We start from the raw sequence: 20,666 nt of genomic DNA, 5'->3' as shown, positions 1-20,666 counted from the left end.
AACTATAGGACAAAATTCGGGCTACAAACTTAAGATTGGCTTAAGGAAAACTTAAATAGCACTTAAAAAGTTTAAACAGTTTTTATTTTGAAGAAAGAAAGAAGGGGCTTCAAGGTTACTCTTCTTTTTTTCCGGAAGTTGAAAAAACTGTTGCGGATCAGTAGACAAGATGGTGGCAGGACAATCATTGGCAACATAAATAATTGAAACCTCAAATGATGCCCATTTACTGGTATTTACCATTTATTTATGTGTTGGATACCTATTTTGAGGAATTTTATGTGGTCTGCTTCAAATTTCACCTGAAATACAGAAAATTATATCTCAATTTCTTAATGTCGGGTATTTATAACGATGGGCAATAAATAAAAATATTGAAAAATGAAAAAAAGGTTTATTTTTAAACCATATTTTTGAAATTTTTTGTAAAATATTAAAAAACAGGTTAAAAATTTAGGCATAAAAAAAGGAGTCTCTGTAAAAGACTCCAAGTGTGGGTTTATTTGTAACTGACTACAGCCGTATAAACTTTGGTAAATGGTAAACTTTTAAAGTTTTTTCGCTACCAAAATTTTTTAAACTTAACAAAAGCATATCAAAAGACCATAAAAACCATAAAATATTTTTTAACAATTTTTGAATATCCAAAGGATGTTTGGTTATTTCTTTGTTAACTGAAAAACCTTCGGCGTAACACCAAATTCACTTTTGAATGCCCGGATAAAGTAAGTGATATTGTTGAAACCGGACATGAAACATACTTCCTGGATCTGATAATTTGCAATTTGTAGATAGTGTTTGGCAAGTTTGAGTCTTTCCTTCAGGATATACTCCATGGGGGAAAGGCCGAGTTCTGTTTTGAAAGTTCTAGAAAAATGGGCCTTACTCATACAGGCCTTTGCACTGAGTTCATCCAAATTTAGATTTTCACGGATATTGGTCTTGATAAAATCAATGACAAATGCCATTCTGTTGGAGGAAGACAGTGTTTTGTAAGTCTTTTCCAACATGTCCCTCGCTTGTGTCTGCGTAAGGCGGATCAATAATTCCTTGAGGGCAAAAGAGGCAATCAAATCTTTCTCTTTGGACCTTTCCTTTACCCCTATTCTGATAAATCTGTTAATAATTTCTGAAAGGTCTTGGGTATTGATCAGGTGAAAATAAGAAAGGTCTAAACCCCAATCTTTGGTGACTTCTTTGTTGGGAAGCCTTTCATTGAGGAGGTTGAAGGTATTCTCTATCATTTCTTTGGAAATTGACAGGGCAATACATTGTGTAGGGTTGTCAAATTTTGCCTCAGGAAAGTCAATCTTCATCATTTCATTGGGAGGAACAATCACGGATTCACCCGGCAGGTAATCAAATCCCGGTTTTTCGAAGAGATGCATGACCTTTTTTCCCTTGAGCATAGTAGTCAATACCAAATCTCCGAAACTGAGGTTGACATTCTTTGCTTCTTGGTGGGTTTCAAAAATATTGAGTTCGCAGTTGTCCAAAGTGTAGGTAGTCCTGTTTTCCACAAGGGTTTTCAGGTCTTTTTCCTTTCTCCAAGGCACACCGGCGATAAAGTTATTTTGCATTTTGGGTATTTTGGGTAATGTTAAAGTTAGTAATTAAGAATGATTTACAAAAGCAATCATTCCATACAACGACAGAATTGGATATGTCTTGTCTCTTCTTTTGATGATCTATTTGTTTAGATAAATCAAAATGATCAATCCAAGTGGATGACTTGATTGAATTGGTGGATTTTTTGGAAAAAATATGGAGGAAATTTGAATAAATCCAAAATAATCTAAATCATGACAACATTGACCTTATCCGAGGCAAAGCCGGTAGAGCGGCCTCACATCAAAGAAAAGTATGACCACTTTATCGGTGGAAAGTGGGTAGCACCTTCTTCGGGAGAATATTTCGACAACATTTCCCCGATCGATGGCAAGGTTTTTTCAAAAGCTGCAAGAGGCAACAAAGCCGATATCGAAAAAGCATTGGACGCAGCACATGCTGCTTTTCCCTCTTGGTCCAAAACTTCAGTAGCTGTAAGAAGCAAATTATTGAATAAAATAGCCGATGTCATCGAAGAGAATCTTGAGATGTTGGCAAGGATAGAAACAATAGACAACGGAAAAGCACTCAGGGAAACAAGGGCAGCGGATTTGCCGCTTGTGATTGACCATTTCAGGTATTTTGCAGGCGTGATCAGGGCTGACGAAAGCACCATCTCCGAACATGACGAGCATACTGTCAGCATCGCGCTTCATGAACCGCTTGGCGTCGTGGCACAGATCATTCCATGGAATTTTCCTCTCTTGATGGCGACATGGAAAATCGCCCCTGCACTTGCTGCCGGTTGCTGCACGGTCGTGAAGCCTGCCGAACAAACCCCAACAAGCATCATGGTCCTTATGGAACTGATCGGGGATATATTGCCCCCGGGAGTATTGAATGTCGTAACCGGATTTGGAGTAGAGGCAGGGAAACCTCTTGCTTCTTCAAATAGAGTTGCCAAAGTTTCCTTCACAGGAGAGACGACCACAGGTCGGTTGATCATGCAATATGCTTCCGAAAATCTTGTTCCTGTCACCATGGAGCTTGGCGGAAAATCGCCCAATATCTTTATGAAATCAGTGGCTGATGCCGATGATGATTTCTTTGACAAAGCCGTGGAAGGCGCTGTTTTGTTTGCCTTGAACCAAGGTGAAGTCTGTACCTGCCCTTCCAGAATTCTGGTCCATGAGGACATCTATGATGTGTTTATGGAAAGGGTGATCGCCCGCACCAAAGCCATCAAAATGGGACATCCTCTCGCTGAAGATACCATGATGGGCGCGCAGGCTTCAAATGATCAGTTCGAAAAAATCCTATCCTATCTAGATATCGGAAAGCAGGAAGGTGCAGAAGCACTTTGTGGTGGTGACAAAGCGTCACTGAATTCGGGATTGGAAAACGGCTACTATATCCAGCCGACGATTTTCAAGGGCCATAACAAAATGAGGATTTTCCAGGAGGAAATTTTCGGGCCCGTGGTCTCCGTGACTACTTTCAAAACGACAGAGGAAGCTATTGCCATCGCCAATGACACCATGTATGGATTGGGTGCAGGACTTTGGTCTCGAGATGCCCATGAATTGTATCAGGTACCAAGAGCGATACTTGCAGGACGGGTTTGGGTGAATTGCTACCATGCTTATCCGGCACATGCACCATTTGGAGGGTACAAAAAATCAGGTTTTGGAAGAGAGAACCACTTGATGATGCTCAACCATTACCGTCAGACCAAAAACATGCTGATTTCTTACGATAAGAAAAAACTCGGCTTCTTTTAAAAAGATGTGAGACATGAGATTTGAGACGTGAGATTTGAGACGTGAGACGTGAGATTTGAGATTTGAGAGGTTTCCTTTGAATGGAGGAAACTTCTCATTTTTTACAAAAAATAATTATTATAGATAATTATGTGGTTCCTTGCCGCCAGCCATATAAGACTCGGATCGAAGTGCATTTGTAGCGGCTGTGGACTGTGGACCGTCGTCTATGGTCAAAGTAGCTTTAAAAATAAAACCAAAAAACCATGACACAAGCGACCAACCTACCAAGAGTCTTGATCACAGAAGCGGCAATGGATGTGGTAGATACTTTGAGAAAACGCTTTGGAACAGACTTGATGTTTCACCAAAGCGGAGGCTGCTGTGACGGTTCATCGCCGATGTGCTTCGAAAAGGGTGATTTTAAAGTTGGTACCAATGACATTTGGATGGGAAAAGTCTATGGCTGCGATTTTTTTATGAGTGCCGACCAATTTGAATACTGGAAGCATACCGAACTTACCTTGGACGTGACACCGGGAAGAGGCAGCAGTTTTTCGATTGAAATACCCATGGGAATCCGTTTTTTGATCAGGTCAAGGCTGTTCACCATGGAAGAATTTGAAAACCTAATCCTGACCAAAACCGGGGAGGAGGTTTTGGAGGAAAACTGACCGGCTGAAAAAATACCTTTCGCCTGTAATTTATTTTTTTTAATTCTGATTTCATACTACTAACCCTATAAAACTCGGATCGAAGATCCATTGGCCAGGCTATGGTCTGTCAACCGTGGACTTTTCAGATTAACCGTAGCTTTTTTATTAAATTTCGAGTTAGCGGCTAAGCAGCGGATAATCATATTTCATTTTTTGCTTATCTTAATAGCCAAACCACCTATACCCATGAAGCAGGCACTTGTTGCATTTATAAGCCTTTTTTTAATCTATTGGATTGCAACGATGGTCGTACCGGGAATTATAGAAAAAGACGGGAATCCTGTCAAATCCCTCCCACCCTACAAAGTCTCACCCGAAGCTTTGGCACTTTTCAATTCCTTCGAGTTTGTCGCAGACCTGCATTGCGATGCTTTGCTTTGGGGAAGAGACTTGACCAAGAAGTCTGAACATGGACATGTGGATTTCCCGAGAATGCAGGAAGGGAATGTAGCAATGCAGGTATTTACCGTTGTCTCCAAATCTCCCAAAGGACAAAATATGGAAGCCAACACTTCCGATGCCACCGACAACATCACCCTACTCAATATCGCCCAAGGCAGGCCTGTATCCAACTGGTTTAGCCTGATGAAGCGGACGCTATACCAATCTGCCTTACTACAGGAATTTTCTGATGGTTTCGATGGGCAATTCCTGGTCATCAAGTCAAAAGAGGATGTTCAGCAACTTGCAGAATCCAGAAAAACAGACAAAAACATCATTGGGGGGCTATTGGGAATCGAAGGAGGTCATGCCCTGGAAGGAAAAATAGAAAACCTGGACAAAGCTTATGAGGCAGGAGTCAGGCTTATCGGGCCATCCCACTTTTTTGACAATGAACTCGGTGGCTCTGCGCATGGTATGAGTGGGGAAGGCCTGACCGATTTTGGCATAGCCGTAGTCAAAAGGATGAATGAACTGAACATGATCATTGATTTGGCACATGCTTCGCCAAAGATGTTTGACGATGTATTGGCTCTTTCTACCAAGCCGGTGATGGTTTCCCATACCGGTATCCGGGCAGTACTCAATTCTCCCCGAAATCTTTCCGATGATCAGATCCGAAGGCTGGCAGCCAAGGGAGGGATTATCGGAATTGCCTTTTTTGACATGGCCGTAGGAGAAGATGAAATCAAAGGAATCGTGGCCTGCATGAAGCGAGTCAAAAACCTTGTCGGAATCGAGCATGTGGCCCTTGGGTCGGATTATGACGGCAGTGTGGGTGTGCCTTTTGATATCACAGGCCTGCCCATCATCGTCGAGGCCCTGATGAAAGAGGGTTTTTCTGATGACGAAATCAAAGCCATCATGGGAGAGAATGTGAAAAGATTTTTGATGGAAAACCTGTAATTTTCATTGCTTTTGGTCAATGTCTGAGAAAGAAAAAATCCATGAATGGATGTTGTTTGAAACAATATGATGCAAGAAGCCAAAATTCATAAGGAAATCAGTTTTGCAGGAAACATCCAAAATTACCTCCGTGAATTTGTCTACGGAGGAATCGATGGCGCGGTGACAACTTTTGCTGTGGTCGCAGGTGCCGTTGGGGCGGATCTGGATGCTTCGATCATCATCATTTTGGGATTTGCCAATCTCCTTGCCGATGGATTTTCGATGTCTGTTGGCGCTTACCTTTCCGCAAAATCAGAAAAAGAAAATTATAATAAGCACCGCAATATTGAATATTGGGAAGTCGAAAATATCCCTGACAAAGAAAGGCAGGAAATCGTCGAGATATACCAAGCAAAAGGTTTTGAGGGTGAATTGCTGGAGAAAGTGGTCGACGTCATCGTGTCTGACAAAGACAGGTGGGTAAATGAGATGATGAAAGATGAACTCAACATGATGGAGGATTCCAAAAGCCCTTTCAAAATCGGATTGGCCACTCTTGCCTCCTTCATTTTGATAGGACTTATCCCTTTGATAGTTTATGTATATGATTTGATTTGGAAAACTGATATTGACCTCTTTTTCTGGACAAGTTTATTTACGGGTCTGGCATTCTTGGTCGTGGGTTGGCTGAAGAGTTTTGTCAATCAGACCAACACGCTCAAAAGTATTTCAGAAACATTGTTATTGGGCTTTCTTGCTGCATTGGTGGCTTATTTTGTAGGTGACTTTTTGGAATCAATTCTCACAAAATTTTAAATGGAAACAATCGATCAGGTAATCTTACGCATGGACCAAATTGTCGCTGAGTGCAGGTCCAAAAGCAGCAGGATAGGATATTTTGCCATTTTGTACCGACAGGTTACCATCCGGATCAAAAACGGAATCCTCAACTCAGAATTTGAGGACAATCCAAGAATGGAAAAACTCGACGTGATGTTTGCAAAACGGTTTATTGATGCTTATGATGCTTTTCAGTCAGGCCAAAAACCTACCGCAAGTTGGGCGCATGCATTTGAGGCAGCCAATTCTACCAAACACCTCGTCCTCCAGCATCTTCTTCTCGGAATCAATGCCCACATCAACCTTGATCTGGGAATTGCTGCGGTGGAAACCATAGACGGACATGACCTAACATCCCTTCAAAACGATTTCAACAAAATCAATGCTGTGCTGGCAGAATTGGTAGATGGTGTCAAGGATAACATAGGTTTTATTTCTCCGTTTTTCAAAACCTTGATCCGGTTTGCGAAAGGTAAAGAAGAAATCCTGGTAAACTTCAGCATCAAACTCGCCCGGGACGGTGCCTGGAAATTTGCCGGGAAATACCAAGCTGCCGCTGACAAAATCGAAGCTATACAGAAAAGGGACAAAGCCATCACCTTATTGGCCAAAGGCCTAATCAATCCCGGAATCAAGCTTAGGCTGTGGGTTTGGCTGATAGGATTGGCCGAGTGGAAAGCAGTTCCTGAAATTATGGACCAACTGGACAAAGCCTCCAAAACTTCTATTTCGGTCACTTAAAACCTGCTTTGGTGTAAATCTGAAAACATTTTAAACAGAGACAGGTAAAAGAATTAGTTTAGAGATTCAATCTATGAAAATCAGCCACATACTAATTTGGATTACCCTGTTGTTTTTATTTCCCTTAACCATTTTTGGGCAAACCTTGCTATCAGGTCATGTTTACGACCAAAAAACAAACCAACCCATTCCTTTTGTAAATATTCAGGTAAAAGGAAAAGAACGAAAGGGGACGACAACAGATGTGAGGGGTTTGTTTAGACTGGATCCGTTTGTAGACAATGAGGTTTTGATCATTTCTCATGTCGGATATTTTCCACAAGAAATTACCCTCCAAGCACTAAAATCAAGGCCGGATATTTTTTTGGTTCCAATGGCTGTTGAATTAGGCGAGGTACAAATCCTTGCCGGTGAAAATCCTGCCTTACCTATCATCCGAAAAGCAATTGCCAACAAAGACCTGAATAATCCTGACAAACTTGATTCATATCGATTTACCAGCTACAACAAAATGGTCATGACTTTGGATGGACTTAACGAACAGCCTGAAGTGGATGATACCACAGTAAATTTTCTCAAAGGAGGGCACATTTTTATGACTGAAAGCTTCTCCGAGGTGGTATTCAAAAAGCCGGGAAAAAGGAACGAAACGGTCAAAGCTTCCAAAATGTCCGGCATAGAAAACCCGCTAGTGGCCATGGCTTCAAGCAGTTTTCAGCCTTTTTCATTTTACACAGACCATATCAAAATCCTTGAAGTCCCTTATGTCAATCCACTTTCCAATGACGGATTGAGAAAATACGATTACTTCCTCGAAGACAGTATCCAAAATGAAATCGGCACTTCATACATCATCAGCTACCAACCCATAGAAGGCAAAGTCTACCAATTGGGTAAAGGACTGATGTACATTTCCTCTTTGCAATATGCCTTGGAAAATATGGTCATCAAACCATCAGACCCAGATACAAACCTACTTTTTGAATTGCAACAAAAGAACCGTTGGGATGGCAAAAATTGGTTTCCTGAGCAACTGAACAGTATCTACCTAGCACCGGAAATGGAATTTGAGGGGAAAGCTTTTAAAATTACGAATCAGACTTTCCTCTCCGATGTACAAATTAATGAGCTCGATCGGAGTACGAAGTTCGGACCGATTGCACTCAACTTTGCCATTCAAAATGACCTTTATGATTGGGGAAATCTCCGTTTGGATTCCCTTACTTCCCGGGAGTATCTCACCTATGTAAGGTTTGATAATATGCCCGAAAAAGACAAAAGACGTCTCAATATGGCCTCCAAGCTATTGACCCAACTGAGCTCGGGAAGAATTCCATTGGGCCCTGTTGATCTGATTCCAAACAGGGTATTGAGATTCAATAGGTTTGAGAGTGTGGGATTAGGGTTGGGCCTTTCTTCCAATGAAACCCTGTCAGATGTTGTTAGATTTGAAGGATATTTCAGGTATGGATTCCGAGACAAAGGCTGGAAATATGGAGCGGGAACTGAACTCAGGTTGGATAAAAAATATGACTCCAAATTACTTTTTTACTACAGCCAAGACATCTCCGAACCGGGAAAAACGCTGTTGCCCAAAACAAATTCCTTCAGTTCTACAGGTAACATCTTCAGAAATTTCCTTGCAGACCGCATGGATGAAGTGGAACGATACTCTGTAGAATTTTCCCAAATGCCCTTAAAGGGCGTCAAATTGGGCTTTTTCGGATCAGTTGAAAATAGGGCTAATGTATTGAATTATGCTACAGGAGTTCCTTCGGATGATTTTCCGAGAGTATTCACGGCAACGGAAACAGGCATCGACTTTCGTTTTGTTGGGGGAGAAAGTGTGTCGAGAATCGGAAACAACCTGGTATCATGGACAATGTCCTATCCTGTCGTCAGCTTGCGGGCGTCCAAAGCCATTCCGGATGCGATTGGGGGAAATGTGGATTTTTGGAACACTGAGTTCAAATTCCAACACCAATGGAGTTCCGGAAATTCTCTGAATCAATTCCACCTTTCGGCACATGGCATTTGGGGAGATAACCTGCCGATTTCCTACCTCAACACAGGTTATGGTATCAATGTCGGACAAAGGAATGCTTTGGACTTTGCCTTATCGTTTCCGGGATATTTACAGACCATGTTTCTGTATGAATTCCTTTCTGACAGGAGTATGCATGCGAGCTATTCACATCAGACAGGTCCTTTGTTTTACAAAAAAGCAGGAAAGGCTATTTTTGCCCCGCAACTCAAATTTCACCAAAGCTTTGCCATCGGTAGTTTGAGTAATCCAGAGTTTTATGATTTTGTCGATTTCAAAACCATGGAAAAAGGATATCTCGAATCGGGCATTGAATTAAACAACATACTCAAACAAAAATCAGGACTTCAATACCGGGGATGGGGACTCGGTGCTTTTTACCGATATGGACCTTATGCAAATCCGACATTTAAAGAAAACCTGACCATCACTTTGTCTATTACTGCTTCATTTTGATGTGAATAATTACAATAATCCATAAAGATTTGATCAAGAACTATGTGTTATATATGAACAACGTGGTAAATTTTTCCTTACGAAAGTTGAAATAATCATTGGATAAAAGGATTTGAGGGATTTGATTTTTGAGGTTTTTAAACTTTACCATATAGACACATAGTCCACATAGCTTTTAATGCAATTAAAAAAAGGATTTGCTCAAACTCTATGTGATCTATATAAACTATGTGGTAAATTTCTCTTAACGAACGTTGGAAAGATCAATGGATAAAAGGTTTTAATCTATTTTTAAAACTCCTTACTCTTCCTTTTAGACACATAGTCCACATAGCTTTTAAATGAAATTAAAAAAGGATTTGATCAAGATCTTTGTGGTCTATTTGAACTATGTGGTAAATTTTTCCTTAGAATGTTATTGAGTTACCAGCAAAGAAGTGGGTAACGATAAACGCATTCAAATCACACCCTTACCCCATTTGCTGTTCTGAATACCTGAATATTCTGTTCGCTTTTTTCCCGGGTTTTGACAGTTTGTTCATTGGCATATACCTGAACCCTCAATTCTGCCAAGTCCAACAATTCGTCATAAGGTCCTCTAGGAGATATCAATTTGACAAAAATCGGTGCGGTCTCCACTGCCACAAAAAGCAGCATGATCATGATATTGGCCCAAAACATGGCATTGCTCTCTTTAGTCAAAATCTCCAAAGAATCCAATCTCGCTGCCAATCCATCAAATCCGTCGATATTGGGTTGGATCTTGTCAAACTCCGCTTGCCTCAAAGCAGTCAGTTTTTTGATTTCAGAATCCAAAGTATCCATCCTAACCTGATGGCCGGCACGAAGTGCTTCCAAGTCTTTTTGCGCTACGTCAAGTTGCTGTTCTTTTTTCTTGGCATTGCTCCCCAATCCCACTATCCCGCTGGTTCCGTCGGTTTTGGTACCGAAGCGCTCGAAATCATATTCCTGCTGGACTTTGTCTCTGAAAGCTGTCGCATCAGCAACTTCTGATTTCAAACTGTCTTTCTTGGCTTCCAATCCATTGATTTCAGAAAATCCAGCTTTCAAAGCTTCCTTGCTTTGGGCGATCATGGCAGTTTTTTTCTCATCCAATTTCCTGTTGATTTCCCTTTCGAAAATCTTAAGCTCCAATGGTCTGGATATAACAATAGCTAACAGCACTGCGAAAACCAATCTCGGAATGGCCATTTTCCATTCTGCCCAAGCATTGTTGCGCTTGCGCATACTTGCCACGATAAACCTGTCCAAGTTGAAAATCATCAAACCCCAAACCAACCCAAACCCGATAGCGTACCAGGGAGATTCAAATACCGTATAGAGCGCATATCCCGCAGAAATCGCTGCCAAAAGTCCTGTAAAAAATACAGTTCCGCCGATGCCGACATATTTGTGTGTTTCGGTCGGGGTTTTGGTCAACAGGGGCGCATACGCACCGGAACAGAACCAAAAGAATTTGGTGATTTTATTCATAATCGGATGGGATTGCTTGGAATACAAAACTGCTAACAAAAAACGAACTAGAACCTGCGAAAGTATGGAGTTTTTGGTTTCACTTGATAAAAATGGGATGGAATCAGGGAAATAAGGTTTAGAAACAAGATTTGGGTAAAAAAATCTCTCAAACCACGGGGAGGTAATGGCTTCCATTATTCTGTCCGAATCTGGAAAACTTTAGAAAAGTGTTCATTTTTTGTCCGAAATTGGCACATCATAACTTTCAAGCAATTATTCAAAACACAGAATATGAAAAATCCTTTTGGTACAAAGATCCTTCTGCTAGTATTCTTTTTCACCTCCAGTTTGCAAAATCTCCAAGCACAGGAAAATAGATTCGCAGGTGAAGTCGCTGCTTTGGTAGCGAAATACGCAGATCTCCCAACTTATAGAGGCGGAATTGTCTTTACCGGAAGCTCCAGTATCCGCTTTTGGAAAACATTGGAAAAAGACTTTCCAAAATCGAAAATCGTCAATACCGGATTTGGAGGATCGCAGACCGATGACCTTTTGCTTTACCTTGATGAACTGGTCATCAATTTTGAACCCAAAAAAATCTTTATCTATGTGGGAGAGAATGACATCAATGCCGGCAAACCTGTCAGGCAGGTGCTCAGCGAATATGCAGTACTGATGGAAAGAGTAAGCACAAAATTTCCGGAAACAGAATTTTATTTTATCGGAACCAAGCCAAGTCCAAGTCGTTGGGAGAAAAGAGGTCAAATGATGGCCCTCAATGAGGAAGTCAGGATGCTGGCCCAAAACAAGGAAAAGGTAACTTACATCGATGTTTGGACACCAATGCTTGACAAGTCCGGAAGTCCAAAAGAAGAATTATTTGTCGAAGACCGTCTCCACATGAATGCCAAAGGCTACAAAATCTGGAAGAAAGCGGTGAAGGGGCACTTGAGGTAGTTGGTTATTTGGTTATTGGTTAATGGTTATTTGGTTAACTGTTGCCAAGCTCAATCCCTGAACAAAGTCGAAGAGTTTCATTTTAGATTCTAGTCTTGTTTCTTGGTACTTTGTACTTGGTTCTTAGTACAAAGTTCTCGCTTATTGTCTCTCGCTTCTGTCTCAAATCTCAAGTCTCACATCTCACATCTCATTTCTCACATCTCACATCTCAACCATGTCCAAATCCATCAACCTCGGAATCCAGATCGTCCCAAAAAGCAAAACCCTTGACAGTTATGCTTTGGTGGACAAAGCCATTGAAGTCATCCAAAAATCAGGCGTCAAATATGAAGTCACCCCATTTGAAACTGTCATGGAAGGCCCTCAAGACAAACTGATGGCGATAGCTTTGGAAGCGCAAGAGGCCGTATTGGCAGCCGGTGCGGATGAAGTATTGGTATATTACCGGATGCAGGTCAGAAAAGCGGCTGATGTAACCATGGAAGAAAAAACGGCTAAATTCAAGTAGGAAAGCAGGATTTTACGACCTGAAACCTACACTATCAAATATTGGCAAACCACCGGATTTGACTTTTTATTCTTGAACTTTAAACTTTTTTATTTTTTTGATTTTAGAAAAAAATCAACCGATATTCCACGCCAACATCTTTCAAAATGCGCACAATAATGAACCGGATTTTTATTTGTTTTCTTTGTCTGATACTCTTTTCATATGAAGTAGCTGCACAAATCAAAATAGTCAATTACGATATTCTTACCAATGAAATCAATGGCAACATGCCGATGCCTTCTGAGGATATTTTCTTTGTAAAAGGCACTTTGCCTAAGAATATTGAACTGGTAGAAGTCAGGGTGCTGAGGGGAGGAAAATCCTCCAACATAGAAAAAACCTATTCCTGGGAAAAACCATTTAATTTTGAAATTTCCCAATTTGAATTATTCGTCTCTGACCCATTGAGAAGTAATGAAAATTACCTCTTTAAGTTCAACTTTTTCAAAAAAGCAGAACCTGTCCAGCTTGAAGCCATAAAAAGATCCATCAACAATAACCTTGAATCCTACATCAGGGCCAATCTTGAAGTTTCCTCCAAAGGTATCCGAGCCAACCACCCAAACCAGGTCATGATGGCCCAGATGGATCAGATCGTGATCGATGCCTTGGAAGATTACCGGCATTATTTAGGAAAAGAATTCAAAGGATTTAGCGGAATATTCCGCCAAAAACTGGAACAGAGAGACCGCCTGAAGCTGAGGAAAGCAAGGTTTAACATCACCGGCAAAACCAAAGAAGACAACGACAAAGCGGTGTATGCCAACCAATACATCAATGAACTTATTGCAGCAGCCCAAAACGAATCGGATCAATTTGTAGACAACAGCTTGCTGACCTTGGTCGAAATCAGGAGGATAGATAGTTTCCCGACTGAAAAGAAACCTTCAACCTTGCCTTTGAATTTTGGATATGCGACTATTCCTTTCAAAAGGTACTTGCCCGATACCCAATATCTACATGGGTTTTACACGGGAGTTTCCTTTCCTTTGGGCAACAGAACATTCACCAAGTTCCTTGGGAATACCTCCTTTTCTGCAGGTGTATTTATCCAAAACTTTGAGACAAAACAAGGAGACAAAATCACCGGACAATTTATTGGGGTACCGATGTATGCCGGTCTTGGCTATAAATTTTTTAGGATTATGCGGTTCAATGTTGGGGCTGTTTTGGTCAACCACGAAGAAATCAATACCGGAATCAGCCACGATTATGTGCAGTTCTTTACAGGAATCAGCTTGGAATTTAACCTTTGGATGGGACTCAATAAATTACGGTAAGGATGAAAAAAAGAACCGTTCTTTTTTTACTTGGCCTCATTTGCATTTTTGAGAGAGCATATTCCCAGCAAAAGGAATTTCAGTGGAGAATCGGGGCAAGCGGCGGATTCACGAATTATTATGGTGACCTCACTCCTTACAGGCTCGACGGGCTGCATAATTGGGATGCAAACAGGCATTTGTTTTACTTTAATGAAAACTATGCTGACCGGCCTTCCTATAAGATATTTTTGGAGAAGCAGCTGAATCAGACCATTGGACTCATGCTGAACTTTGGTAATTACCATTTTGGGATGAGTGACAGGTATATCCAACGTGACGGGGATCTGTACCTAGAGAACCCCAACTTTGCCCGGGGATTGAATTTTCAAAACCATACCCGTGATCTTGGGCTTTCATTTGTTTTCAAATCAGACAATGACAGGCTACTTTCTGCCAATTCATTGATTGCCCCCTATTTTACTCTCGGATTGGGATATATCCATTTTGAGGTAAAAGGAGATCTTTTGGATGGTGACGGCCAACGCTATGACCAGAATTTACCTGGAATAATCCATGATGGGATTTATGAGACAAACCTTCCGGATTGGAATACCGAGTTGATCAATGGCTACGACCTTGATTCATGGCATGCTAATTTTGGATTGGGATTCCGTGTCCGATTGGGACAAAAGATGGAATTTTTTGCCCAAAGTGATTTTCTACACACTTTCACTGATTTCCTTGACGATGTCAGCGGCAGGTACAGGATGAAATATGACAATGATTTTCAGGCTTATGCAGCCAAACCGGGGACAAATGTAATTGATCCTGAAAGCCCCTATCGCGGCCATCCTGACGGTGCCAAGGATTGGATCATTTACCATGGGATCGGTTTGAAATTCAATTTCGGGGCAAGCAAAAAGACTTTTAAAGCACCAAGACTGAGCTCTTATCATCCATATAGTCCTATAAACCAAAAAGAAACCTCAAAATTTCAACCGGAAAACAAACTTGATTCATTGCCTGAAAGACAAGTCAAAATCACCAATAATTTTAATTATACTTTCCAATTGATCGAAGCAGAAAGGTTGGACAGTTTGGCTTATGCCACCAAAATCCTGGCATTCGAGCAGGAAATCCAAAAAAGAGAAACCCGGATCATTGAAGGAAAAACAACAGAAAGAAGGCTTTTGGATCTTTCCCGGACTTTTGACAGCCAATATGAAAACCTTGAGAAGGATTCTAGGCTGGATCCAAAAGAAAAGCAGGATTTATTGCTTGCTTCAGAAAAAGCCAGATTCAATATCAGATACAGTATGGACAGCCTTTACCGCAGGCAGCAGGAACTTTTTCAGGAAATTGACTCGATAGCAGAGCTCAAAAGAAATCTTCCTTTGGAGCAAAGGGTTTTGGTTTTCCCAAATATGGATAGTGTTTTTCAAAGGCAGGTCGCAGTTTCAGATTCTGTTTTCCGTGAGTCAGCCTTGAGTTCGGAAAAAAAGGATCTTGCTTCTTCATCCACAAAAACCAATACACAGGAAAACGGGGAAAACACCGATAACCAGGCAGCCCCGATGTCCATGGCAGCATCAAATCAAGAAACTCTCTCTGAGGCAAGAAGGATCCAAGTGGAAGAGGAAAACAAATACCTGAAGTCCGAGCGGGACAGGATTTTGAGGGAGTATAGTGACTACCAAAAAGCCAATAAACCCAAAAAGCAAAAACCCCAATACATTGAAAATACACGTACCATCCAAAAAGAAACAAGCCAAAATGTCCCTGCCCAAGAGGATGGACAAAGACGAAAAAGATGGTGGTGGCCTTTTGCTGCGGCTGGAGGAGTAGCCACGGTGGTGGCTTTGTCAGACAACAGAGATAATGACAATACTCCCATCGACTCGGCAGCGGTTGCACAGGCATTTCTCCAAAACCAAGAAGCAATCTTGGCAATTTCTTCCGCCATGATTGGGGTGGATTTACGCGGAATAACTTCGGAGGGAGATTCAGCATCAATGGCTTTAGAAATCCCCGTTGACTCGCTATCCAATGAAGAACCCAAAGTACCGCTATTCAAATCCAAGGAAATCGTCTATTTTAAGCTGAATCAAAGAATCCCTGATGCCTCAGAAACCGAAAAATTAAGCCGCTTGGGACAGTTTATGAAAAACAATGAAGGGTATCTTCTGGTGGTAACAGGGTTTGCAGACAATACCGGAAATGTGAATTTCAACCTGAGGCTGGCGGAAGAACGTGTAAATTCCGTGGCAGATTTTCTGAAAAATGAATTTGGGTTGGAAGATGAGCAACTCCGACTGGAAACCGGAGGTCAGGTCATCCGAGGAACTCGTCAAACTGCCAACGAACTTGACCGAAGAGTGGAAGTCAGGTTGGAGAGGAAGTGATTGGGTGAAAGGTCAATTGGTTATTTGGTTATCAATGTGTGGTGGTTGTAATTGTTTTAATTGTTGTCTGTTGCGCGTTGTCAGGTTGTAATTTTGTTGGTGGAATATAGAGGTTTGGCAGTAATGGTTCTAATTGTTGTAGTAGTTGTAATTGTTGTCTGCTTCGCGTTGTCAGGTTTTCAAGTTGTTAATGATGCTGAAACTGCCACCTGCCACCTTGTACTTAGTTCCAAAAATTCTTGTTTCTACTTTCCTTCTTGATACTTGATACTAAAATCTTGATACTTCCTACTTTCTTTCTTCAAATAGCGAATATTTCAATTTTTCCCTCAGCAGTTGCAGGGCTTTGACTCCTTTTGGGGAATTGCCCTTGCCATTGAGCGGTGGACTCCAGACTGCAACTGAAAACTTGTTGGGCATCACGGCGACGATTCCACCTCCGACACCGCTTTTGCCGGGCAGACCAACACGAAAAGCAAACTCCCCCGACTCGTCGTAAAAGCCGCAAGTCAACATCAGCGCATTGATCCTTTGTGTATCAATCGGGCTGAGGATTTCCTTTTTGGCATAAATTGAATATCCATGATTGGCCAAAAAGGAGAACGATCTTGCCAAGTCCGCACAACACAATTCGATGGCACATTGGCCACAATAGGTCCTGATGACTTCTTGGATGTCATTTTCGAAGTTGTTATAAGCTTTTAAAAAATAGGCCAAAGCTGTATTCCTCTCTGAATGGGCGATCTCCGAGTTCATCACCGATTCATCGATTTGGACGCAGGTTCTTCCCACAATTTCATTGATGAAAGCGTGGATTTCACCTAAGGGATTTTTGTGCAAAGTGCTGAGCGCATCGGTGATGACCAAAGCCCCGGCATTGATAAAGGGGTTTCTCGGGATTCCTTTTTCGAATTCCAATTGGGCAATGGAATTGAATGGATTGCCGCTTGGTTCGACATTGACCCTGGACCAAAGTTTATCTTTGAAGACATGGGCGACCATGGTCAGGGTCAGGACTTTGGAAATACTTTGGATAGAAAAAGGGATCTCAAAATCCCCCGCTCCATACACTTTCCCCTCCAGATCCACCAAGGCAATCCCAAAATAATCGGGATTGACTTTTGCCAATTCGGGGATATAGTCAGCGACTTTTCCTCCTAAATCCTGGTCCTTTAATTCGTGATAAATGTCGTCAATGATTGCATGGTAGTTCATGGCTCAATTTGCTTATTTAATTTGGCACCCAACACTTTCAAGGGGATTTTGTAGGTAATTTCAAACATATGTCCGTCGATGACGCTCTCGACCTGAAAACTCCCCGACTGCCCTTTGCCTGTCCATTCGTAATTAAAGGTAACTGCCGGATTCAGCATAAACGCCCTGGAAACCTGAAATATCAAAAAGGAAGATTTCAAAAACTGAAGTTCTCCATGAATTCCCGCTTTGAAGAAAAACCTGCTTCTTTGCTTGTCTGCTTCCCAAGTGTAAACCAACCTATCGGAAGCAGGCACATCGCCTTGCCAATAATAAACTCCCCTGCCGGATTCGTTGTTTTTACCGAGAGGAATAGCAATCCAGTTTACTGCGAAATTCGCCCCAAACCTGAATTTTTCCTTTTCTCCGACAGGAATATTGAAACGGATACCGATGGGGACGATGAGGCTGTTTATCCCACTTGGTGAATAAACATAATGGTCCAATTCAGTGATGTAGAAAAAATCATCCGGGCTGTGGTAGATAAAATTCAGGCCGATCTCATAGCTGAGGTTTGATTTGCGGTAGCCATAATTTAAGCCATGCGTCCCACTCCAATTGGAATAGGAACTTTCCACTTTGTCAGGTTCTGACTCGATCCGCCAACCGCCATTGTAAAACAAATAACCCCCATCTTCCCTGCTCATCTTTTGGTATTGTTCCTGTCGGTGCCACCGTGCTACACGCCTGTGGTCTTCAGACATATATTGGGCCTCCACTTCCCATGAAAACAAGAAAAGAGTCAAGGATAAAAAATGAAAAACTATGCTCTTTGGCTTCATAACAGAACTCCTTTTAACTTCTCATGAGACCTTCAAAATCTAAAATTATTTGGTTGCTGAAAAAAGATTCAATGGCAATTTGTAGGCAATTTCTACTATATAACCATCTATTTTTAGCTCATCTGTAAAGCCTCCCTTTTGCCCCTGATATTCCCATTCATAGGTGATTGTCCTTAACGGACTTAAAGTTATTGCCTTGGAAAACTGGAGATTAAGAAAAGAAGACTTGAATACCTGAAACTCCGCATACAACCCTGCTTTAAAAAACCCGGATATCTTAGGCCTGTCCCAATAATACTTATACTCCACATAATTATCCCGATCGTTAAAATAATCGAAATATTGGATGTCTTTTCCCAGTTGGTCCCAGGTTCTTGTTTGATAAAGAAGAATATTGAGAGAACCCATGGCCCCAAATCTAAATTTTTTGGATGGACCTGTTGGTACATCATACTTTAAAACAAGTGGAAGGAATATGGAATTGTAATTCCCAAAAGTTCTGAAATTTTCACCCGCCTCTTCGAGAAAATAGCTGCCTCTATGGTCATGCCATATAAAACCCAGACCTGTTTCAAAAGAAGCATTGTTTAACCGATAACCATAATTTACACCAACTACACCATTGAATTCTCCATTACCACCGGTGAAAATATCATTGCCTTCGGAATTCTCATGTTTTCGAAGTCCACCCTGAAAAAGCACATAGGCACCATCTGACACACTGGCTTTTTGCCGCAATTCTTTTCTCTCCATTCTAGTCGATAGCAGTTCTTCCTCATAATACCGCTGCGAAAAACCATCCAAAACAAAACTTAAAAAGATCAATCCAATAATACCAATTCTTAATTTCATTAACAGGCAGTTAAAAATTAAAACATGCTATAATAACTGACAATATGTTGGATTATTTTAGTCCTTCAAAATTAAAAACATCATTATTTGAATCTTAATTCTTGCTTTTAATTTGGCGCCGTAACCATTCAAGGGGATTTTGTATGCGGTTATTTATTTCTTAAACAACACATTCAACGGAAACTTATACCCCAATTCCAGCTTAAAACCATTCAGCGTGCCTGAACTCTCAAAGTTCACAGGCTGACCATTCACTTCTCCTGTCACATCCATCAGGCCTACTTTTGGACTGCCAAAATTCTGCGAAACTTTGAAATTCAATAAACTTGAATTGAAGATAGGGACTTCGGCAAATATGCCCGCATTGAAAAATATTGCGCCTTTTGGATCAGAAGGATTTGTTCTTAGATTAAGGTAGTATTCCCCATCAGGTCCTGACCCACCGATACCTCCAACTAGGAATCCTTCTCCATAGGTACCTAAAGTGTAGAATGCAGTGAAAGTGGGCCCAAATCGAAGCTTATTTTTATCACCAACCTGAAAGTCATATTTGAGAGTCAAAGGAACAGTATTTACCACAAAGCTTTTGTTGAGATTCATGTTAACATTTGTTCCTGCAACAGATACATTAGTACGGGTATTAAATAGTGCATACCCAGTTTCCACGCTCAAAGCATTGAATCTGTAGCCTGCCGCAAAAATACTTCCTCCCGAAATATGTGAAAACTCAAGATTGGGCTCTCTTTCAGACTTTGGCCTAAAGCGGAGAAATCCTGAAACCATCACATACGGACCACTTTTCCAGGCTAGATCTCTTTTTTCATCTTTTCGGTCAGGACGGTTTGACCGGAATTGTTCCCTGCTGCTTTTATTGCCAAAATTGATCCCGTAACCTACGAAAAGCCCTGTATAGGATCCTTTCCTACCTATTTCCGTTTTGTAATTTGAAGAAGGAAATTCTCTGTCAAGCGAATTCAATTCACTTAATCCTTGGTGATGTTTAAGACCAAATATAAAATAATTCATCCTCTTGGTATATAATTTTATTCCGGTTTCAAGCCTGAAGTTTGCTGCAAAAGCTGTTTCTTCTGAACCAAAGACAATACCGGAACCTTGCTGGGGAAAATCATAATAATTATTGACTGTGACCCCGATAGAGGGTTGAACAAAAAGTGCATATTTTTCTTTTTCCCATGTGTACCTTGTACCTATACTATAATTCCCGAAAAAATCTGAGAACCTCCAATTGACCATCGGATTGGTGTCAGGAAAATTAGGATAAAAAACTATCGTTTGAGAATTTCTAATATACTCAGCCTGTAACGACAATTGCCATGGACCTTTGATTCTGTAAAGGAAATTAGCTCCAAGATGGTAATCGAATGGAGTAGAAACGCTATACTCCGGGGACTGCGGACTGACAGAAATAGCATTATGAGACTTTTGCGGTCCGCCATAAAGTTCCAAGTTGAGTTTTCCCTGTCCGTAAGAATTTTGGAAGATGAAGGACACAAGCAGGATAGGTAGGTAAAAGTAAATTTTTCTCATATCAAGTGAATTTTTTATTAATCCAAAGGTAGTTGGTTTCAACTAACCCTCTCTAAGTCAAATTCAAAATTTTGTTAAAAAGTTAGTTAATCAATGTTAAACTCCCCTAGTCATGGAACTCAAAGAATTGTATGCATAATTTTCTT

At 41.1% G+C, this 20,666-nt stretch carries 17 protein-coding genes; 10 read left to right on the top strand and 7 right to left on the bottom strand.

Going from position 1 to position 20,666, the window contains the following annotated elements; genetic code table 11:
- Nucleotides 1–51 precede the first annotated feature (51 nt).
- Nucleotides 52–243 (bottom strand): hypothetical protein, encoded by a 192-nt coding sequence (locus tag DQW11_RS20250; protein ID WP_113925937.1) that lies wholly within the window; start codon nt 241–243, stop codon nt 52–54.
- A gap of 416 nt (nt 244–659) precedes the next feature.
- The gene (locus DQW11_RS20245; protein WP_113925936.1) at nt 660–1,580 is read right to left on the bottom strand and encodes an AraC family transcriptional regulator; all 921 of its coding nucleotides are present in this window, start codon (nt 1,578–1,580) and stop codon (nt 660–662) included.
- Nucleotides 1,581–1,802: 222 nt separating this feature from the next.
- Between DQW11_RS20245 and DQW11_RS20240 the strand changes: the two genes are divergently transcribed.
- The 6 genes from DQW11_RS20240 (at nt 1,803) to DQW11_RS20215 (ending at nt 9,434) form a co-directional block, all read left to right on the top strand.
- Nucleotides 1,803–3,329 (top strand): aldehyde dehydrogenase family protein, encoded by a 1,527-nt coding sequence (locus DQW11_RS20240; protein ID WP_113925935.1) that lies wholly within the window; start codon nt 1,803–1,805, stop codon nt 3,327–3,329.
- Between the two features lie 245 nt (nt 3,330–3,574).
- Complete coding sequence (locus DQW11_RS20235) at nt 3,575–3,982, top strand: DUF779 domain-containing protein (RefSeq protein ID WP_113925934.1); 408 nt, start codon at nt 3,575–3,577, stop codon at nt 3,980–3,982.
- A 228-nt stretch (nt 3,983–4,210) separates the two neighbouring features.
- Nucleotides 4,211–5,371 carry a dipeptidase gene (locus DQW11_RS20230; protein ID WP_113925933.1) on the top strand — a complete coding sequence of 387 codons (1,161 nt, stop codon included), beginning with the start codon at nt 4,211–4,213 and terminating at the stop codon, nt 5,369–5,371.
- Nucleotides 5,372–5,440: 69 nt separating this feature from the next.
- Entirely contained in the window at nt 5,441–6,169 is a 729-nt protein-coding gene (locus tag DQW11_RS20225; protein WP_113925996.1) for a VIT1/CCC1 transporter family protein, read from the top strand.
- Nucleotides 6,170–6,934, top strand: coding sequence for a DUF5995 family protein (locus tag DQW11_RS20220; protein WP_113925932.1), 765 nt, complete (start codon nt 6,170–6,172; stop codon nt 6,932–6,934).
- Between the two features lie 73 nt (nt 6,935–7,007).
- The gene (locus DQW11_RS20215; protein WP_113925931.1) at nt 7,008–9,434 is read left to right on the top strand and encodes a DUF5686 and carboxypeptidase-like regulatory domain-containing protein; all 2,427 of its coding nucleotides are present in this window, start codon (nt 7,008–7,010) and stop codon (nt 9,432–9,434) included.
- Nucleotides 9,435–9,896: 462 nt separating this feature from the next.
- On the opposite strand, the gene DQW11_RS20210 is transcribed toward DQW11_RS20215, so the two are convergent.
- Nucleotides 9,897–10,928, bottom strand: a complete 1,032-nt coding sequence (locus DQW11_RS20210; RefSeq protein WP_113925995.1) for a DUF4407 domain-containing protein — start codon at nt 10,926–10,928, stop codon at nt 9,897–9,899.
- Between the two features lie 273 nt (nt 10,929–11,201).
- Here DQW11_RS20210 and DQW11_RS20205 point away from each other — a divergent pair, with 273 nt between their 5' ends.
- The 4 genes from DQW11_RS20205 to DQW11_RS20190 all read left to right on the top strand — a co-directional run bounded on the left by DQW11_RS20205 (nt 11,202) and on the right by DQW11_RS20190 (nt 16,084).
- Nucleotides 11,202–11,867, top strand: coding sequence for a GDSL-type esterase/lipase family protein (locus tag DQW11_RS20205; protein ID WP_113925930.1), 666 nt, complete (start codon nt 11,202–11,204; stop codon nt 11,865–11,867).
- 217 nt (nt 11,868–12,084) lie between these two features.
- Nucleotides 12,085–12,378 (top strand): thiamine-binding protein, encoded by a 294-nt coding sequence (locus DQW11_RS20200; RefSeq protein WP_113925929.1) that lies wholly within the window; start codon nt 12,085–12,087, stop codon nt 12,376–12,378.
- A 158-nt stretch (nt 12,379–12,536) separates the two neighbouring features.
- Entirely contained in the window at nt 12,537–13,700 is a 1,164-nt protein-coding gene (locus DQW11_RS20195; protein ID WP_113925928.1) for a hypothetical protein, read from the top strand.
- A 2-nt stretch (nt 13,701–13,702) separates the two neighbouring features.
- A complete protein-coding gene (locus tag DQW11_RS20190) occupies nt 13,703–16,084 on the top strand; it encodes an OmpA family protein (protein ID WP_113925927.1) in 2,382 nt (793 codons plus the stop codon).
- A 288-nt stretch (nt 16,085–16,372) separates the two neighbouring features.
- Here the strand turns inward: DQW11_RS20190 and DQW11_RS20185 are convergent, their stop codons facing one another.
- The 4 genes from DQW11_RS20185 to DQW11_RS20170 all read right to left on the bottom strand — a co-directional run bounded on the left by DQW11_RS20185 (nt 16,373) and on the right by DQW11_RS20170 (nt 20,520).
- Nucleotides 16,373–17,299: a glutaminase gene (locus tag DQW11_RS20185; protein ID WP_113925926.1), complete on the bottom strand. Its 927-nt coding sequence runs from the start codon at nt 17,297–17,299 to the stop codon at nt 16,373–16,375.
- Nucleotides 17,296–18,120 carry a hypothetical protein gene (locus DQW11_RS20180; protein WP_113925925.1) on the bottom strand — a complete coding sequence of 275 codons (825 nt, stop codon included), beginning with the start codon at nt 18,118–18,120 and terminating at the stop codon, nt 17,296–17,298. The genes DQW11_RS20185 and DQW11_RS20180 overlap by 4 nt, the downstream gene beginning before the upstream one ends.
- Before the next feature lie 45 nt (nt 18,121–18,165).
- Nucleotides 18,166–18,972 carry a hypothetical protein gene (locus tag DQW11_RS20175; RefSeq protein WP_113925924.1) on the bottom strand — a complete coding sequence of 269 codons (807 nt, stop codon included), beginning with the start codon at nt 18,970–18,972 and terminating at the stop codon, nt 18,166–18,168.
- Nucleotides 18,973–19,125: 153 nt separating this feature from the next.
- Nucleotides 19,126–20,520: a hypothetical protein gene (locus tag DQW11_RS20170; RefSeq protein ID WP_113925923.1), complete on the bottom strand. Its 1,395-nt coding sequence runs from the start codon at nt 20,518–20,520 to the stop codon at nt 19,126–19,128.
- Between the last annotated feature and the right edge of the window lie 146 nt (nt 20,521–20,666).

The sequence above is a fragment of the Cognataquiflexum aquatile genome (assembly GCF_003316845.1).
GTDB classification, from domain to species: domain Bacteria; phylum Bacteroidota; class Bacteroidia; order Cytophagales; family Cyclobacteriaceae; genus Cognataquiflexum; species Cognataquiflexum aquatile.
The sequence above is the reverse complement of the archived record's forward strand: the minus strand, read 5'-3'. Positions and strand labels throughout refer to the sequence as shown.

Coding starts and splice junctions, on each gene's coding strand:
- DQW11_RS20250 (WP_113925937.1), bottom strand. CDS start 243: ATGGTAAATACCAGTAAATGGGCATCATTTGAGGTTTCAATTATTTAT.
- DQW11_RS20245 (WP_113925936.1), bottom strand. CDS start 1,580: ATGCAAAATAACTTTATCGCCGGTGTGCCTTGGAGAAAGGAAAAAGAC.
- DQW11_RS20240 (WP_113925935.1), top strand. CDS start 1,803: ATGACAACATTGACCTTATCCGAGGCAAAGCCGGTAGAGCGGCCTCAC.
- DQW11_RS20235 (WP_113925934.1), top strand. CDS start 3,575: ATGACACAAGCGACCAACCTACCAAGAGTCTTGATCACAGAAGCGGCA.
- DQW11_RS20230 (WP_113925933.1), top strand. CDS start 4,211: ATGAAGCAGGCACTTGTTGCATTTATAAGCCTTTTTTTAATCTATTGG.
- DQW11_RS20225 (WP_113925996.1), top strand. CDS start 5,441: ATGCAAGAAGCCAAAATTCATAAGGAAATCAGTTTTGCAGGAAACATC.
- DQW11_RS20220 (WP_113925932.1), top strand. CDS start 6,170: ATGGAAACAATCGATCAGGTAATCTTACGCATGGACCAAATTGTCGCT.
- DQW11_RS20215 (WP_113925931.1), top strand. CDS start 7,008: ATGAAAATCAGCCACATACTAATTTGGATTACCCTGTTGTTTTTATTT.
- DQW11_RS20210 (WP_113925995.1), bottom strand. CDS start 10,928: ATGAATAAAATCACCAAATTCTTTTGGTTCTGTTCCGGTGCGTATGCG.
- DQW11_RS20205 (WP_113925930.1), top strand. CDS start 11,202: ATGAAAAATCCTTTTGGTACAAAGATCCTTCTGCTAGTATTCTTTTTC.
- DQW11_RS20200 (WP_113925929.1), top strand. CDS start 12,085: ATGTCCAAATCCATCAACCTCGGAATCCAGATCGTCCCAAAAAGCAAA.
- DQW11_RS20195 (WP_113925928.1), top strand. CDS start 12,537: ATGAACCGGATTTTTATTTGTTTTCTTTGTCTGATACTCTTTTCATAT.
- DQW11_RS20190 (WP_113925927.1), top strand. CDS start 13,703: ATGAAAAAAAGAACCGTTCTTTTTTTACTTGGCCTCATTTGCATTTTT.
- DQW11_RS20185 (WP_113925926.1), bottom strand. CDS start 17,299: ATGAACTACCATGCAATCATTGACGACATTTATCACGAATTAAAGGAC.
- DQW11_RS20180 (WP_113925925.1), bottom strand. CDS start 18,120: ATGAAGCCAAAGAGCATAGTTTTTCATTTTTTATCCTTGACTCTTTTC.
- DQW11_RS20175 (WP_113925924.1), bottom strand. CDS start 18,972: ATGAAATTAAGAATTGGTATTATTGGATTGATCTTTTTAAGTTTTGTT.
- DQW11_RS20170 (WP_113925923.1), bottom strand. CDS start 20,520: ATGAGAAAAATTTACTTTTACCTACCTATCCTGCTTGTGTCCTTCATC.